The sequence below is a fragment of the Alloalcanivorax dieselolei B5 genome, assembly GCF_000300005.1.
GTDB classification, from domain to species: Bacteria; Pseudomonadota; Gammaproteobacteria; order Pseudomonadales; family Alcanivoracaceae; genus Alloalcanivorax; species Alloalcanivorax dieselolei.
Window position 1 is genome coordinate 581,686 of record NC_018691.1, and the last position, 16,691, is coordinate 598,376.

At 63.2% G+C, this 16,691-nt stretch carries 12 protein-coding genes; 3 read left to right on the plus strand and 9 right to left on the minus strand.

The window, feature by feature from the left end:
- Positions 1-58: 58 nt before the first annotated feature.
- The 8 genes from B5T_RS02745 to B5T_RS02780 form a co-directional block, all read right to left on the minus strand.
- Positions 59-1,939, minus strand: coding sequence for a choice-of-anchor I family protein (locus B5T_RS02745; protein ID WP_014992926.1), 1,881 nt, complete (start codon positions 1,937-1,939; stop codon positions 59-61).
- A 111-nt stretch (positions 1,940-2,050) separates the two neighbouring features.
- A complete protein-coding gene (locus B5T_RS02750; RefSeq protein ID WP_081586816.1) occupies positions 2,051-3,724 on the minus strand; it encodes an AMP-binding protein in 1,674 nt (557 codons plus the stop codon).
- 162 nt (positions 3,725-3,886) lie between these two features.
- Positions 3,887-4,789, minus strand: a complete 903-nt coding sequence (locus B5T_RS02755) for an ABC transporter permease (RefSeq protein ID WP_014992928.1) — start codon at positions 4,787-4,789, stop codon at positions 3,887-3,889.
- Positions 4,786-5,745: an ABC transporter permease gene (locus B5T_RS02760; protein ID WP_014992929.1), complete on the minus strand. Its 960-nt coding sequence runs from the start codon at positions 5,743-5,745 to the stop codon at positions 4,786-4,788. The genes B5T_RS02755 and B5T_RS02760 overlap by 4 nt, the downstream gene beginning before the upstream one ends.
- 49 nt (positions 5,746-5,794) lie before the next feature.
- Entirely contained in the window at positions 5,795-7,393 is a 1,599-nt protein-coding gene (locus tag B5T_RS02765; RefSeq protein WP_014992930.1) for an ABC transporter substrate-binding protein, read from the minus strand.
- A 6-nt stretch (positions 7,394-7,399) separates the two neighbouring features.
- A complete protein-coding gene (locus B5T_RS02770) occupies positions 7,400-8,446 on the minus strand; it encodes an ABC transporter ATP-binding protein (protein WP_202803030.1) in 1,047 nt (348 codons plus the stop codon).
- Positions 8,443-9,453 carry an ABC transporter ATP-binding protein gene (locus tag B5T_RS02775; RefSeq protein WP_014992932.1) on the minus strand — a complete coding sequence of 337 codons (1,011 nt, stop codon included), beginning with the start codon at positions 9,451-9,453 and terminating at the stop codon, positions 8,443-8,445. Before B5T_RS02775 ends, B5T_RS02770 begins: the two co-directional genes overlap by 4 nt.
- Before the next feature lie 85 nt (positions 9,454-9,538).
- Positions 9,539-10,183 (minus strand): TetR/AcrR family transcriptional regulator, encoded by a 645-nt coding sequence (locus B5T_RS02780; RefSeq protein ID WP_014992933.1) that lies wholly within the window; start codon positions 10,181-10,183, stop codon positions 9,539-9,541.
- Between the two features lie 163 nt (positions 10,184-10,346).
- On the opposite strand from B5T_RS02780, the gene B5T_RS02785 reads away from it, so the two are divergent.
- Positions 10,347-13,643: a carboxyl transferase domain-containing protein gene (locus B5T_RS02785; protein WP_014992934.1), complete on the plus strand. Its 3,297-nt coding sequence runs from the start codon at positions 10,347-10,349 to the stop codon at positions 13,641-13,643.
- 207 nt (positions 13,644-13,850) lie between these two features.
- Here the strand turns inward: B5T_RS02785 and B5T_RS02790 are convergent, their stop codons facing one another.
- Complete coding sequence (locus B5T_RS02790) at positions 13,851-14,780, minus strand: 2-hydroxyacid dehydrogenase (RefSeq protein ID WP_041716763.1); 930 nt, start codon at positions 14,778-14,780, stop codon at positions 13,851-13,853.
- Between the two features lie 243 nt (positions 14,781-15,023).
- Between B5T_RS02790 and B5T_RS02795 the strand changes: the two genes are divergently transcribed.
- Positions 15,024-16,112: an aminotransferase class V-fold PLP-dependent enzyme gene (locus tag B5T_RS02795; protein WP_014992936.1), complete on the plus strand. Its 1,089-nt coding sequence runs from the start codon at positions 15,024-15,026 to the stop codon at positions 16,110-16,112.
- A gap of 96 nt (positions 16,113-16,208) precedes the next feature.
- A complete protein-coding gene (locus B5T_RS02800) occupies positions 16,209-16,658 on the plus strand; it encodes a DUF2147 domain-containing protein (protein ID WP_014992937.1) in 450 nt (149 codons plus the stop codon).
- Positions 16,659-16,691 lie beyond the last annotated feature (33 nt).

Here is a 16,691-nt window from a genome sequence, read left to right on the forward strand (position 1 = left end):
GTAGAAATAGGGGGCGACGCCGGTGGGAACCGGCGGTCGCCCCAGGCAGGATCGGGTATTAGTCCGCCAGTTCGGACTCTACCCGGTAGATGGCGGTGGTGCCGCTCACCTCGTTGCCCACGATCAGCAGTGCCTCTTCGTTGGGAGACTGCTCGGCGGGGATGAATGTCAGCCCTTCCGGGCCCAGATCGCCGGCTTCCACAGTGGACGGGTCTTCCGTTGTCCAGTCTTCACGGGTGTTCAGATAGTCCTGGAAGATCGGCGTGGTGGGGTCGGTGATGTCGTACACCAGAATGCCGCCCATGCGCTCCAGGCCCAGGAACAGGAAGTGCTTTTCGCCGATCTGGCCGATGGTCAGACCTTCCGGCTCCGGTCCCTTGTTGTCACTGCGGCTTTCCAGGGCGTTGCCTTCGTCGTGATTGCTGTTGAAGAAGTCCTTGCACGGAATATCGCGATTGCTGCCCAGCATGCACTCCTCGCCGGCCAGGAACTGTTCGATGGCGTCGCCGGAATCCCATACCAGAGCGCCTTCTTCGTCCCAGATGGAGAACGAGCGGCCGCCAAAGGCGTACAGGTTGTCGTACATGAGGCGGTCGCCGTTGGCGTCTTCCAGGCCCTGCTCGTTGAACATGACCGGGTTGCCAGCCTCGTCGGTGCGATAGCCTTCGGTCCAGGTGATGTTGAGGCGGCCGAGTTGCTCGTCCTCACGGCAGTCACCGGGGTCGCCGGCGGTGGCGTTGCAGTAGCTGAAGGTTTCCGGATTCAGCAGTGCTCCGGCGGCCAGGGCGCGCAGGTGGGCCGGCAGATCGTCGCCGCAGCGGCGGTCGAAGCCGTTGGCGTGCACCAGATGTTTGACGCGCCATTCTTCGACGAAGCCCTGGGTGACGTCGCCGTCGCAGGGCGCGGCGTCCTCGGTGCCGAAGTAGGCAGCATTGTCCTCGCCCCAGGCACGGGCGTCACCTTCGTTGGCGGTGACCAGATAGGTGGCGCCACCGGATGGGTAGGCGGCGATGGAATCCGGCAGGTACAGGCCTTTGACACCAGGCCAGGTGGTGATGTTGATGACGCCGTCGTCGTCGGAGACGTCGAGCCCGTTGCCGTCTTCACCATGGTCCTTGGTGCCCAGCGCTACGATGTCGATGACTTTGGCGTTGGCGATATCGACAATCGCCAGAGCGTTGTTTTCCTGCAGGGTGACCCAGGCCTTGCCGCTGTCGGTGGAAACCGCGATGTATTCCGGCTCCAGATCCATGGCCACGGAGGCGTTAGGGCCGAAGATGCGCACGCCGGCAGCCAGCAGCTCGTCCTTGCGATCATCAAAGTCGGTGAAATCCGCGGTGTCGGGCTGCGGGCTGGCCGGGTCGGTGATGTCCACAACACTGATGGAGCCTTCCGGATCGACGCTGTAGTCGTCGCTGGGTTCGCCTTCGTTGGCGAGCAGAACGTACCGGCCGTTCGGAGTGAAGGTCACCATGTCCGGTTGAGCGCCAACCGATGTGGTGGAGATCAGCTCGAGGGTGTTGGCGTCATACAGCGCCAGATGGCCGGGATCGGTCTTGGTGGGGGCCTCCACCGCCAGAGCTACCAGATCGCCATGTACGGCGACGCTGTTGACCACGGTGCCCTCGCCAATGTTTTCGGTGGTCAGGGTGTCGGCGTGAGCCGGGTTGGCCGGATCACTCAGATCCAGCACATCCACCGCGCCTTTCTGTGCGTTGACCACGAAGGCCCGCTTGGTGCCGGCATGATAGGCGGTGATTTCGGCTGCGCTGGCGTCGAATTGTCCGCTCTTGTAGCGGCCAAGCAGTTCCAGGCTGATGCTTTCCGGGGTGGTTACCGGCGGATCCACCGGTGTCGGGTCGTTGTCGCTGTCTCCCCCACAGGCACTGAGGGCGGCGGCCAGTACCGTGGTGGTGGCCAGAAGTCGCCAAGTCGCCATGAATCGTCTCCAGTTGTCATTTTGGTCGCCCTTGGGGTGTACAGAACGGCGATGACAATGGCGTGACGAAACGGTGACCGCCGTATGACGGCGGCCACTGCGAACGGGCTCTTAATCCTTCAGTAGACGGCGCAGTACCTTGCCGGCGGGGGTGGCCGGCAGGCTGTCGATAAAGGCAATGTGACGCGGGTATTTATACGCCGCCATGTGCTCCTTGGCCCAGTTGATCATGTCCTGCTCGCTGACCTTGCCTTTGTGATCGGGCTTGAGCACCACGAACAGCTTTACCGTCTCGCCGCGTTTGTCATCGGGGATACCGATGGCGGCGCTCTGGGCGATGGCGGGGTGGTCCTGCATCAGCGCTTCCACATCCTCGGGGAACACGCTGTAGCCCGAGCACTTGATCATTTCCTTCACCCGGCCGGTGAAGAACAGGTAGCCGTCCTCGTCCAGGTAGCCGACATCGCCGGTGTGCACCCAGCCGTCACGCAGCGTCTCCGCGGTGGCTTCGTCCCGCTTCCAGTAGCCTTTGAACACCGCCGGGTTACGCACCACGATCTCGCCGCTCTGGTTGGGCCCCAGTGGCGCTTTGCTTTCCATATCGAGAATGCGGATCTCGTTGCCCGCCACCGGTACACCGCAACTGCCCCACTTGATGCGGTCCTTGGGCATGAAGGTGTCGGACGTGTGGGTTTCGCTCAGGCCATAGGCGGCTTCGTGCATCTGACATCCAGTCAGCGCCTTCCATTCCCCGGCCAGCTTTTCCGTTACCGGCATGCCGAAGCTGGTGGCCGGGTTATTGCTCAGGCTGCTCAGGTCGTAGTCGCCGATGTTGGGCATGTCCAGCAGCGCCCGGTTCATCGGCGCGATGGAGTACCACATGTCGCAACGGTATTGGTGCAACGCCTTGGCGGTGGTTTCCGGATCGAAGCGCGCCAGGATCACGGTGGTGCGTCGGGCGTATACCGGCATGTACACCCCCATGTTCATGCCGGCAATGTGGCATAACGGCGCGATGGCGAGACCAATGCCATCCGCCTTCAGGCGGTTGGCCTGGAACGACGCCGCCATTTTGAACAGGCTGCTGCCGTAGCTGAGCATGGCGCCCTTGGGGCGGCCGGTGGTGCCGGAGGTGAAGGTCATCAGGCCGATGCCGTTCCACAGATCGGCGGCCGGCAGTTCGGCCAGCGGCGCGGTGTCGCGCAGTACCTGGCTCAGGTCCACGGTATCCGCCGGCGCCTGGTCCGGTTCGTCCAGCAGCTCTCCGGGAATCTCCAGGGTGGGCGCCGCCGGCAGGTAATCACCATAGGCGAGAGTCAGGATGGTGTTCAGGGTCGGGACCTGGTCCCGTGCCTGTGCCACGTTCGGGTACAGATTGCGCGCGGCGATCAGCGCGCAAACCTCGGCATTGCTCAACTGGTAGGCGATTTCCGCCGCTTTGTACTGCGGGTTCACCGGTGTCACGATGCCGCCCAGGCTCTGCACCGCGTAGTGAGCAATGATGTACTGCGGGCAGTTCTGCATGTACAGCGCTACCCGGTCACCTTTGCCAATGCCTTGCTGGCTCAGGTAGGCGGCAAGGCGCCGTACCTTGTCACCGACCTCTCCCCAGGTCAGTTCGGTGCCGTAATAGATGTAGGCGCGGCGATCGGGCACTTCCTCGGCGTGCTGTTGCAGGTATTCATGCAATGGCTTTTCACCGCGCAGGTATTCCACGGTTTCCCCGGCCCAGGCGGAACCGGGGACCGCTACTGGATTGAATTCGGCTTGGGTCTGGCTGGACATCTGCTTGCTCTCCTTATCGGCCTCATCGGCCTCGATCAATACAAAGAGCGCCCCGACCTGCCTCTGACGGCGGGGCGCTAAAAAATGGCCGGGAGCCATTTTTAACGTCGCTTCAGCGACGGCCCTATGGGTGACCGCCATGGACGGCGGTCATAAAAGGGGTTATCCGTGGCCCTGGGTGGTTGGGTCGAGGGCCGATCGCAGGGACTCGCCGAGGGCGTTGAAGGCCACCGCGGTGATCATGATCAATACCCCGGGGGCGTACATTTGCTCAGGCACGATGGACATGTACAGGTAGCCACGGGCGATCATCGAGCCCCAACTCACCTCGGGCAGCTGCACGCCGAGGCCAAGAAAACTCAGGCTCGCTTCGGCCAGCAGGGCCACGGCCAGCAGTAGGGTGCTCTGCACGATCACCGGCTGTACCGCATTGGGCAGTACGTGTTTGATCAGCAGCCGTGCCGGAGAGGCGCCGAAGCAGCGGGCCGCGTCGACATAAAGTTCCTGTCGTACCACCAGGGTGCGGGCGCGAATCAGGCGGGCTATCTGCGGCGCGAACACCAGTCCCACGGAAAACATGGCGTTGGTCAGGCCGATTCCCATGGCGCCGGTCACCGCCACGGCCAGGATGATGGCCGGGAACGACAGGAAGGTATCGACCAGGCGACTGATGGCGGAATCCACCCAGCCGCCGGTGAAGCCGGCGATCAGTCCCAGCGGCAGGCCGATAGCCAGCGCCACGGAAACCGCCAGGAGCGCCGCATAGAGAGAATTGGCGCCACCATGGATCAGACGGCTTAACACATCACGGCCGAGGTCGTCGGTGCCGAGCCAGTGCGCGGCGCTGGGACCGGCCAGTATCAGTTCGTCGTTCTGATCCGTGGGTGAATAGGGGGCGATCCACGGCGCCAGCAAAGCGGCGCCAAGAATGATCACCAGAATACCGAGGCTGATGGCGGCGCGGGGATCGCGACGCAGCCAGCGCAGCAGGCGAACTGGCAACGCCGGCTCTTCCCAGTGCGGCAAAGGTTCCGCTTCGGCTTCGGATAGCGTCAGATTGGTCATGATGCGTTAATCCTCGGGTCAAGAAGAGTGCACAGCAGGTCGGTCAACAGGTTGACCACGATGACGGTGACCACCATGGCCAGTACCGCGCCCTGCACCACCGGGAAATCACCCTGCAGTACCGCGTTGACGATGCTGCTGCCGATGCCGGGGATGGCGAACACCGCTTCCACCACCACGGTGGCGGCGAGGATTTTGTTGAACAGCAGCCCGACCACGGTGAGCAGATTGACGCTGACGTTCTTCAAACCATGCAGCCAGAGGATACGCGCCGGGCTCAAACCCTTGGCGTGCAGGGTGCGTACATGTTGGGAGGACTGGATTTCCACCAGGGAGCTGCGGAGTTGTCGCGCCACCTCGGCGATGCCATTGGTGCACAAGGCCAGGGCCGGCAGAGTGGCGTACCACAGCGCCTGGCTAAAGTCCTCAAACGGAGAAACGAAGCCGGTGGCCGGGAACCAGCGCAGGGTCAGCGCGAAGAACAGCACCAGGATCATGCCGAACCAGAAATTGGGCAGGGCCACGCCGAGCGAGGCGGCGCCCATGATGCCGCCATCCAGTTTGGAACCGGAGCGGGTGGCGGCGAGTATGCCCAGTGGTACGCCGATCACTATCGACAGCAGGGTAGCGTATACGGCCACCAGCAGAGTGTTGGGGAAGGTCCGGGCAATGGTTTGCGCCACCGGCTCACCAGACAGCAGCGCCGTGCCAAGATCGCCGCTGGCGGCTTGCCACAACCATTGGCCGTATTGCACGAAGAACGGCTGATCCAGACCATAGGCCTGACGAATCTCGGCGATCCGTTCCACCGAGGCATTTTCGCCGGCCAGAGTGACGGCCACGTCACCGGGGATCAACTGCATCAGGCAGAACACAATAAAGGTGGCCAGCACCAGGATAGGCAGCGCCTGCAGCAGGCGCGATATCACCATCCGTTGTTTTACACGAGTGACCATGGGAACAACTCCCGCCCGGCAACGCGCCCCGGAGGGCGCGTTACGGACGTCAGGCTTTCAGGGAAACGTTGTTGAACTTGGGTTTGCCCAGCAGGTTGTTTTCGAACCCCTGCACCTGAGCGGTGGTGGCAACGATGCTCTGACGGAACGCCAGCGGCACCACCAGGGCGTTCTCCATGACGATACGCTGTACCCGGGCCAGGGCCTGCTGCCGCTGGCTCTGGTCATCGCTACTGCGTGAGTCCAGCAACGCTTGGTCGAAACCTTCCGGCGGCTTGACCTGGCCGGCGTTGAAGTAGGAGGTGCCGCTATAGAGCAGGCTGTAGCTCAGGCTGGGATCGGGGCGGCCGGTCCAGGCGGACAGCAGCATATGGCCGGCTTTTTCCTGGCCAAAGTAAGCGGCGGACATATCTGCGATGGTGCCGGTACGGAAGCGGCCACGGATGCCGACCTTGGAGAATTGCTCCATCAGCACTTCCTGCATTTGTACCGAGGACTGATCGTTGTAGCCGCGCAGGTCCAGCTCGATGCCGTCGGCGTGGCCGGCTTCCTTGAGCAGCGCCCGTGCCTTGTCCGGATCATGGGAATAGAGCTTGGCGGTTTCCGGATCATAGGCCCAATGGCTTTTCGGCAGGTTCATATAGGCTGGTTCGCCGGCACCGGCCATGGCGACGCGGACGAAGGTCTCGCGATCCACAGCGTAGTTGATCGCCTGCCGCACCCGTACGTCATCCAGAGGCTTGCGCGCCATGTTCATGTAGAACTGATAGCAGTAGATGGTGGGATCGGCGAAGCCCTGCAGGGTGGGCAGTCGCTCGATCATCTGTTTCTGCCGGCCGTCCAGGTGGTAGGCCATCTGGGCCTGGCCGGACATCACCGAGCGCAGGCGGGTGGCGCTGTCGGTGATGATCTTGAAGCTGATGGCGCCCACCGCGAGTTTATTGGGGCCGTTGTAGTCGGCGTAACGGGTCATCGCCACTTCACTGCCGTCGTCCCACTTCTGGAAGCGCATGAAACCGGCGCCCACCGGATTGCGGTCCACCCGGTTATTGTTGTCGGCCAGAGCCTTGGGGCTGACCATCATGCCGGCCCGGTCGGAAAGAATCAGTGGCAGGGCGCTGTCCGGGTTCTTCAGATGCAGGGTCACCACATGCTCGCCGCTGACCTCGACCTGATCCACGGAGCTCAGATCCTGGCGGATGTTGGAAAACTCGGCGGTACGGCTGCGGTCGATATTGGTTTTCACCGCTTCGGCATTGAACGGCGTGCCGTCATGGAAGGTCACGCCCGGGCGCAGTTCCAGCACGAGGGTTTTGGGGTCCGGGAAGGACCATTTCTGCGCCAATCCAGGGGTGGCGCTGAGAGTGGCCGGATTCCAGTTGACCAGAGTGTCGTACATCGGGAACAGCAACACATGATCGGAGCCGGAGCCGCCGGTGGCGGGATCCAGGCTGGAGGGGTTGGCCGGTGCGCTCACGGTCAGAGTGGCTTGTCCTCCTGCCTGTGCCCAACTCCATGAGGGCGACATCAGGGTGCCGGCCGCCACCGCGCCGGACAGCATACCGAGAAAAGCACGGCGTCCCATGGGCACGCCGTTGATGATCAGATCGTCGTCGTCGTTGTGATAATGGTTGTCGTGATGGTTCATGAGGCCCTACCTGTTGTTGTTGTGCTGAATGGATTGTTCCCGGTCCAGTGGACCGCCTTCACTGTCGGCGAAATGACAGGCCACCCAATGTTCGGGCGCGACTTCCCGCCAGGCCGGCTCCTGCTCGGCGCAACGGGACTGGGCCGCCGGACAGCGGGTGCGGAAGCGGCATCCGGAGGGTGGCGCCAACGGACTGGGAATTTCCCCTTGCAGGCGGATGGCGCGGCGTTGGTCGCGCTGGTCGCTGGGCAGCGGCAGAGGCTCCGCCGACAACAGTGCCTGGGTGTAGGGGTGAATGGGTTTTTCGGTGACCGCCGCCGCCGGGCCCACTTCCATCAAGCGGCCCAGATACAACACGCCAACGCGATCACTGACGTGGGATACCACCGAGATGTCGTGGGTAATGAAGGCGTAGGTGATGCCCAGCTCTTTCTGCAGATCGGCGAACAGATTCAACACCGAGCCGCGAATGGACACGTCCAGTGCCGCCACCACTTCATCGCAAACAATGAAACGGGGCTTCAAGGTCAGAGTGCGGGCGATGTTCACCCGTTGTTTCTGGCCGCCGGACAACTCGTGAGGATAACGCCTGCCGATTTCCGCCGGCAGGCCCACCCGTTCCAGCGCTTCCTTGGCGACCCGCTGGCGCTGACGGGCGTCGCCGTCGCGCAGGATCTCCATCGGTTCCATCACCGATTGCAGAATGGTCATGCGCGGGTTCAGAGCGGCATGCGGGTCCTGAAAAATAATCTGGTAATCCCGGCGGATCTGGCGCTGCTCGGCCTTGGACAATGCCGCCGGTTCCCGACCCTGATAGCGGATGTGGCCGTCGGTGGCTTTGAGCAAACCGGCCAGGGCCCGGCCCAGGGTGGTTTTGCCGGAACCGGATTCGCCGATGATGCCGAAGGTCTCCCCGGGGCGAATATCGAAGCTGACACCGTCTACCGCCTTCACGGTGCCGGCGCGAGTGTGAAAGTGAATCACCAGATCGTCCACCGAGATGGCGTTGTCACGGTCGGCGATGGGATTGGAAGCCAAAGCGTTCATACTCATACCGCTCCCGTCAGCGTCAGTTCATCCTTGCGCCAGCAGCGCACTTCCCGCAGGCCCTGGAATGGCTCCAACTGCGGATGCTGTTCACACAAGGGGGCGGCGTGCGGGCAACGCTGTTGGAAGCGACAGCCCGCCGGCATCTGATCCGGCGCCGGAACCCGGCCGGGAATCGAAGGCAGGCGGCTGCCGCGCTCGCTCAGTCCGGGCAGGGAGCGCAGCAGGCCCGAGGAATAAGGGTGGCCCGGGCGCAGCAAGACATCGTCCACCGGAGCATTCTCCACCACCTCGCCGGCGTACATGGTCAGCAGCCGGGAACAGGTTTCCGCCACCACGCCAAGATCGTGGGTGATGAACAGCAGGGCGGTGCCGTGGCTGTCACTGAGCGAGCGCAGCAGGTCGATGATTTGCGCCTGCACGGTGACGTCCAGGGCGGTGGTGGGTTCATCGGCGATGACCAGCTTCGGCCGGCAGATCAGCGCCATGGCGATCATCACCCGTTGCCGCATGCCGCCGGAAAACTGATAGGGGTACTCGTCGATGCGAGTATGGGGAGACGGAATGCCCACCTCCTCCAGAGCGGCGATGGCCCGCTCGCGGGCCTCCGCACGGCTGACTTTTTCGTGGCTGCGCAGTGTCTCGGTGAGCTGTTCGCCGACCGTGAACACCGGATCCAGGGCGCTCATCGGTTCCTGGAAGATCATGCTGATGTCACGGCCGCGCAGGCGCCGGAGTTCCCGCGCCGGCATGGTCAGCAAATCCCGGCCCTGAAACAGAATCCGGCCGCGAATCCGGGCGGTGCGGCGCGGCAGCAGGCCCAGCAGGGCGAGGCCCGTGACGGTCTTGCCGCAACCGCTTTCGCCGACTACGCCGACCCGTTCGCTGGCGTTCACATCGAACGACACGTTGCGAGTAATCGACGTTTCGCCACCGGGTCGGGCGAAGGAAATACTCAGATCACGCACTTCCAACAGCGGACTGTCGGTGCGCGCTTCCGATGTTTGCGCCATGTTTGCCTCCGGCACTGGCCCGCGTGCTGTGTTGTCGCGGGCCTGTTGTTATCTGAATGTGTGCTGGGCCCTGTCGCGCGTGGGGTTACGCGTCGTCAGGTGCGCCATAGGCCGCGTTGATGGTGGTGCGCACCGCGGCATAATGGTCCATCAGTTTTTTCAGGCCGCTGTGTTGGGTCAGCAGCGAACCGAAATTCCATATCGGCGAGATCATCAGAACGATGGTGCGGACCGGCGCGTCGTGGCGCAGCTCGCCGTTGCCGATGGCCAACTTCACCGCATGGGTCACGTAGTCCTCGAAACGGCGGGACATATTGGAAATGCCGGCCTGCACCTTGGGCGAAATATGCTGGCTGGTGAAACGGGCCTGGGCGGAAAGGCTCCAGGGGCGGCGGCCTTTTTCGTCATCGTTGAACTGGTAAAAGCGCTCCGCGCTGTCCTTCGCGGTCAGTTCGATGCGCTGATCTAGGGTCAGGCCGGGCTTGGCCCAGATCTCCTGGAAGGTGTTCTCGACGCTGTCGAAGGTCTCCTGGAACACCGCTTCGATCAGCGCTTCCTTGTTGCCGAAGTGGTAGTGCAGGTTGGCCCGGGTGGTATTCACCACCTCGGCGATATCGCCGTAGCTGACGTCACCGATGCCGCGCTGGATAAACAGATCCCGGGCCGCCTGTTTGATCTGTGTCTTCATGGGCGGCTGGCCGAGTCGTGCTTTTTTTTCCGGGCGTCCCACGGGGCGATCTCCGACTGGTCCAAATTGGATTCCTAATCTGCAAGTAAATAAAAACCCTGTCAATACTAATTGACGTGTAAGTAAATAAATCGCTATCGTCGTACCCCGTGACCGGTGCTCCCTGATGTAGGCACCCATTCGAATAACAGGACGGACCAGCCCCATGACCATTGCCAGACTGCTGATTGCCAACCGTGGAGAGGTGGCGGTACGCATAGCCCGAGCCGCCGCCGATCTGAATATCGCCACCGTGGCGGTGTACCCCGAGGACGACGCCACTTCCCTGCACACACGCCTGGCGGATCAGGCGGTGGCTCTGGAAGGACGTGGCGTGGCGGCGTACCTGGATGGTGAGCAACTGTTGCGGGTGGCCAGGGAACACGGCTGTGACGCAGTCCACCCCGGCTATGGCTTCCTCAGCGAAAGCCCCACCTTCGCCGCCTTGTGCGAGCAGGCCGGCATGACTTTCGTCGGCCCCTCCTCGGAAACCCTGTCCCTGTTGGGGGACAAGGCCCGGGCCCGGGAGCTGGCGCAGGAATGCGAGGTGCCGGTGGTGCCTGGCACCAATGGCGTCACCTCGCTGGAACAGGCCCGGGCTTTCCGGGCGCAACTGGGCGAGGAGGGCACGGTGATCGTCAAGGCCATCGCCGGTGGCGGCGGGCGTGGCATGCGCATCGTCGGCCCGGAAGACGATCTCGACGAAGCCTATCGCCGTTGTCAGGCGGAGGCCGCCTCCTCATTCGGCAACGACGCGGTCTATGTGGAGCGCTTCGTGGCGCGGGCCCGTCATATTGAAGTGCAGATCGTTGGTGATGGCGGGGCCGAGCCGGTGCATTTGTGGGAGCGCGAATGCAGTGTGCAGCGCCGCAATCAGAAGCTGCTGGAAATCGCGCCGAGCCCCACCCTTTCGGAAGGCATGCGCCAGCAACTGCTGGACGCGGCCCGGCGCATCGCCGCCAAGGTCGGTTATCGCGGCCTCGGCACCTTCGAGTTTCTGGTTGACGCGGATGAATCGCGCTTTGCTTTCATCGAAGCGAACCCGCGCTTACAGGTGGAACATACCGTCACCGAGGAAGTCACCGGCGTGGACCTGGTGCAGACGCAACTGCGCCTGTTCGGGGGTTGCTCCCTGGCTGAAATGGGGCTGGTATCCGGGCGCGAGCCGGCGCCGGCGGGATACGCGATCCAGCTGCGTATCAACATGGAAACCATGAGCGCCAACGGCGACACCCAGCCCAGCGGCGGCACGCTGACCACCTTCGAGGCGCCGGGTGGCCCCGGCGTGCGCGTGGACACCTTCGGTTATCGCGGCTACCGCACCAGCCCCCACTACGATTCCCTGCTGGCGAAGCTGATCGTGCACAGCCGTAGCGCCGACTATGCCGACGCCGTGGGCCGCGCTTATCGGGCTTTGTGTCAGTTCCGTATTGAAGGCGTGGAAACCAACATCGGTTTTCTGCAGAACCTGCTGCAACGGGATGAAGTGGTGAGCAATACGCTGCACACCCGTTTCGTGGATCAGCATATGGCGGAACTGGTGGGCGATGGCGAACATCGGCGGCTGCATTTCAGCAGCGGTGCCGAGGAGCAGGCCGCCACCACTCAGCGGGTACAGGGACCCGCGGGCACCGAGCCGGTGATCACGCCGATGCAGGGCGTGCTGGTGGAATACATGGTGGCGGAAGGCGATACCGTGCGTGAAGGTCAGCCGGTGGCCTTCGTCGAGGCAATGAAGATGCAGCACCAGGTGGTGGCCTCGATGAGCGGCATCGTGCGCCTGTGCGCGTTGGACGTGGGCGACGCGGTTGGCAAGGACGAACCGCTGTTGTTCGTGGAGCCGGCGGAAGTGGGCGGCGAGCAGGGGATCGAGGAAGAGGACATCGATCTGGATTACATCCGCCCCGACCTGGCGCGGCTGAAACAGCGGCTGGCGCTGCTGGAGGATGAGAACCGTCCCGACGCGGTGGCCAAGCGCCGTCGCACCGGACAGCGTACCGCCCGCGAAAACGTGGCGGCGATTTGTGATGCGGACAGCTTCATCGAATACGGCGGGCTGACCATCGCCGCCCAGAAGGCCCGCCGCAGTGTCGAGGATCTGATCAAGAACACCCCGGCGGACGGCATGGTCACCGGCATCGGTTCGGTGAACGGCGATCTGTTCGACGACAGCAACAGCCGCTGCGTGGTGCTGGCCTACGATTACACCGTGCTGGCCGGTACCCAGGGCACCATGAACCACAAGAAAACCGACCGTATTCTGGAGGTGGCGGAGAAGCACCGGCTGCCGGTGATCTTCTTCGCCGAAGGCGGCGGCGGCCGTCCCGGTGATACCGACAACGCCACCAAGGTGGCGGGTCTGGATGGCCCCAGCTTCCTGCAATACGCCCGCCTCAGCGGTCTGGTGCCGCGCATTGCCGTGGTGTCCGGACGCTGCTTCGCCGGCAACGCGGTGTTCGCCGGCTGTAGTGATCTGATGATCGCCACCGAGAACGCCTGCATCGGTATGGCCGGCCCGGCGATGATCGAAGGCGGTGGCCTCGGTTCCTTCCGCCCCGAGGAAGTGGGGCCGGTGTCGGTGCAGCGCCACAACGGTGTGATCGACTGCGTGGTCAAGGATGAGGAAGAAGGCGCCGCCCTGGCGAAGAAGCTGATGGGCTACTTCCAGGGGCCGGTGGCCAACTGGGACTGCGAGGATCAGCGCTGGTTGCGCCGGGCCATTCCGGAAAACCGGCTGCACGCCTACGACGTACGCTCGCTGATCCGCACTCTGGTGGACAGCGATTCCTACCTGGAACTGCGGCCGGACTTCGCGCCGGGCATGATCACCGCCTTTATCCGCATCGAAGGGCGTCCGTTGGGGCTGATCGCCAACGACCCGAAAGTGCTGGGTGGTGCCATCGACGCGCCGGGGGCGGACAAGGCGTCCCGCTTCATGCAATTGTGCGATGCCTTTGCCATCCCGATGCTGAGCCTGTGCGATACCCCCGGATTCATGGTTGGTCCTGATGAAGAAAAGACCGCCACCGTGCGCCACACTTGCCGCATGTTCGTCACCGCCGCCAGTCTTTCCGTGCCGCTGTTCTCCATCGTGCTGCGCAAGGGGTATGGATTGGGCGCCCAGGGCATGACGGGCGGTTCCTTCCATGCGCCGTTCTATTGCGCTTCCTGGCCCACCGGCGAATTTGGCGGCATGGGGCTGGAAGGGGCGGTGAACCTGGCGTACCGCAAGGAACTGGATGCCCAGGAAACACCGGAAGAACGTCAGGCGCTGTACGAGAAACTGGTGGCTCAGCTGTATGAGAAGGGACAGGCGCTGAGCATGGCCGCGGCGCTGGAAATCGATGCCGTGATCGATCCGGTGGATACCCGTGCCTGGGTGATGCGCGGCCTGCGCGCGCAACCGCCGGAAGGCATGGCGCCGATCGCCGGCAAGCGGCGGCCGATGATTGATACCTGGTAAAAAGAAGCGCTGGCACGCAACACGCTTGCTCGCTGGCACGCCATACTTGCAACGAATATGAGCGGAGCCCGGAAACGCCACACTGCTCGGCAACGCTGGGCAACCACAAGTCTTTGCCCGGGTACGCTGGCATGCGATCCATCGACTTTGGTGTTGATGTTTTCGCGTGCCAGCGTGTTGCGTGCACGCGTGCCAGCGTCTTTATCTTCAACTCACTATATTCAACAGTGGCTCACCCCGCGCGATCCGCCCCACCTGGTCGCGCAGGAACGCCGACAGCCGGGGTTTCAGTGCCTCGCTGCGCCCCCCCACGTGCGGTGTGATCAGGGTGTTCGGCGCGTCCCACAGAGGATGATCCCCGGGCAGGGGCTCCGGCTCCACCACATCCAGGGCGGCGCGCAGCCGTCCGCTTTGCAGTTCCGCCAGCAGGGCATCGGTGTCCACCACCGGGCCTCGTGCCACATTCACCACCAGTGCGCCATCGGGTAGCCGCGCCAGAAAATCGGCGTTCACCAGATGGTGGGTGGCGTCGTTGAGCGGGGTGATCAGCACCACGATGTCCGCTTGCGGCAGCAGTGCCGGCAGTTCGCTGTTGGACCGGATGACGCCCAGATCGTCTTCCCGGGCTCTCTGTCCCACCCGCAGCAACGTCACACCGAATGGCAGCAGTCGTTCGGCGATGGCGCGGCCGATACCGCCAGCGCCGATGATCAGCACGGTGCGGTCCACCAGTCCCGGTGTTTGTTTCGGTGCCCAGCGATGGGCTTTTTGATCCACGGCAAAATCAAAGAGTGACCGCTGGCCCGCCAGGATCAGGCCCAACGCCAGTTCGGCGGTGGCTTCCGCGTGCAGGCCATAGGCGTTGGCCACGGTGGCGCCGCCGGCGGCCTCGACGAAGCCGTCATATCCGGTGGATTGAGTCTGTACCAGTTTCAGATTGGGGAGTTGCCCCAGCCGTGCCAGCCCGGCCTTGCCGGCGGGATGATGGAACACCACCGCGTCGATCTCCCGAGCCGGTATCGGTGGGTCGTCGCGCAGGTCCCACTTCACCAGCCGTAACGGTCCCGCCACATCCTGCACGGTATCCATATGCCAGGAGGTGGGCAGGGCAAGGGTCTTGATGTCCAGAGTGGTCATGATGGTTTCCCTTTGGCGGCAATAGGACAAGAGGGTTTCCATTGTAGGGGAAGTGGGGATCGGGTACAGCGCGGGCGAACCGGTCCTGGGGAAAGGATCAAAGGTTCCGTCCGCCCGCCGAATGCTCTATAACGAGGGGCTGTTGCATAACGATAGCGGAGAGAGCTTGTGTCTGAACGGCCCATATCAGAACGGGGAGCGGAACGGAGAGCAGAGCGGGCAGACGAGGTCGACCCGGAGGGCTTGCTGGAGTATTCCGTGGTCTTCACCGACCGCTCCCTGAACCATATGTCCCAGGCCTTCCAGGCGGTCATGCGGGATATTTCCGGGACCCTGCGGCAGGTCTACAACGCCGCCTCGGTGGCGGTGGTGCCCGGAGGGGGAAGTTACGGCATGGAGTCAGTGGCCCGTCAATTCGCCACCGGCAAGAAGGTGCTGGTAATCCGGAACGGATTTTTCAGCTATCGCTGGAGCCAGATCTTCGAGATGGGCGCGATTCCCGCCGAGGAGATCGTGATGAAGGCGCGGATGGTGTCCGATCAGCCCCAGGCGCCGTTCGCCCCGCCCCCCATTGACGAAGTGGTGGCGCGTATTCGCGGCGAAAAGCCGGATCTGGTGTTCGCCCCTCACGTGGAAACCGCCGCTGGCTTGCTGTTACCGGATGACTACCTGCAAGCCGTGGCCGCCGCGGTGCACGAGCATGGCGGCCTGTTTGTCCTGGACTGCATTGCCTCGGGGACTTTGTGGGTGGATATGGCCGCCAACGGTGTCGACATCCTGATCAGCGCGCCGCAAAAAGGCTGGAGCTCCTCGCCGTGCAGCGCCCTGGTGATGTTCGGTGAAGAGGCGGCCAGACGTCTGGAGGAGACACAAAGCACCAGCTTCGCCATGGATTTGCTCAAATGGCGGCGGATCATGGAAGCCTATGAAAACGGCGGACACGCCTACCATGCCACCATGCCCACCGACGCCTTGCGCAAATTCCGCGATGCCATGCTGGAAACCCGGGACGCCGGCTTTGAGGCGGTCCGCGAGAAACAGTGGGAGCTGGGACGCCGGGTGCGGGAGCTGTTCGCGGAACGGGGACTGACCAGCGTGGCGGCGCCGGGATTCGAAGCGCCGGGTGTGGTGGTGTGCTACACCGAGGACGACGGGATGCATAACGGCAGCAAGTTCATCGCCGAGGGCTTGCAGACCGCCGCCGGTGTGCCGCTGATGTGTGATGAACCGGCCGGGTTCAAGACCTTCCGCGTGGGCCTGTTCGGCCTGGACAAACTGGGCGATGTGGACCGGGCGGTGCGGCGTTTGGCCGAGGCGTTGGACAACATTTAACGATCCGATGCGGTAATCATGATGTCGCGCAAGGACAAGTTGGCGTAATTGGTATACCCTTTCTCGCACTTTGTATACGCGTGCGGAGGTTCCACTATGCTGAAAGTCCTGGCCAGCAGTGTTTTGCTGCTCATGAGTGTGTATGCCTACGCCGGCGCTGATGCGATCCAGGGTATTTGGGAAACGGAAGACGGCGGCTACGTCTATATTCACCAGCAAGGCGACACCTGGGTGGGTACCGCGGTGGGTTCCCGGGACGGCGTGCACCGTTACGACAACGAGAACCCCGATGAGAAATTGCGTGGCCGCCGCCTGCTCGGCGTGGATGTGGTCACCGGGCTGAAGTACGACGGCGACGACCGTTGGGACGATGGTAAGGTCTATTCGCCGGATAACGGCAAAACCTACGATCTGAGTGCTGAACTGAAGGATCAGGATACCCTGAAGGTGCGCGGTTACATTGGCGTCAGCCTGCTTGGCCGCAGCCAGACCTGGCAGCGCATCGATGAAAGCGCGCCGCACGTGCAGAAGGAATTCCTGCAGTAGTGCTCGGATCTTTAGTAGCTGTAGGAGCCAGCC

Bases quoted from the DNA above. Each gene is read 5' to 3' on its own strand.
- B5T_RS02770 (WP_202803030.1), bottom strand. From the start codon at position 8,446: ATGAGTATGAACGCTTTGGCTTCCAATCCCATCGCCGACCGTGACAAC.
- B5T_RS02755 (WP_014992928.1), bottom strand. From the start codon at position 4,789: ATGACCAATCTGACGCTATCCGAAGCCGAAGCGGAACCTTTGCCGCAC.
- B5T_RS02785 (WP_014992934.1), top strand. From the start codon at position 10,347: ATGACCATTGCCAGACTGCTGATTGCCAACCGTGGAGAGGTGGCGGTA.
- B5T_RS02750 (WP_081586816.1), bottom strand. From the start codon at position 3,724: ATGTCCAGCCAGACCCAAGCCGAATTCAATCCAGTAGCGGTCCCCGGT.
- B5T_RS02760 (WP_014992929.1), bottom strand. From the start codon at position 5,745: ATGGTCACTCGTGTAAAACAACGGATGGTGATATCGCGCCTGCTGCAG.
- B5T_RS02800 (WP_014992937.1), top strand. From the start codon at position 16,209: ATGCTGAAAGTCCTGGCCAGCAGTGTTTTGCTGCTCATGAGTGTGTAT.
- B5T_RS02765 (WP_014992930.1), bottom strand. From the start codon at position 7,393: ATGAACCATCACGACAACCATTATCACAACGACGACGACGATCTGATC.
- B5T_RS02745 (WP_014992926.1), bottom strand. From the start codon at position 1,939: ATGGCGACTTGGCGACTTCTGGCCACCACCACGGTACTGGCCGCCGCC.
- B5T_RS02775 (WP_014992932.1), bottom strand. From the start codon at position 9,453: ATGGCGCAAACATCGGAAGCGCGCACCGACAGTCCGCTGTTGGAAGTG.
- B5T_RS02790 (WP_041716763.1), bottom strand. From the start codon at position 14,780: ATGACCACTCTGGACATCAAGACCCTTGCCCTGCCCACCTCCTGGCAT.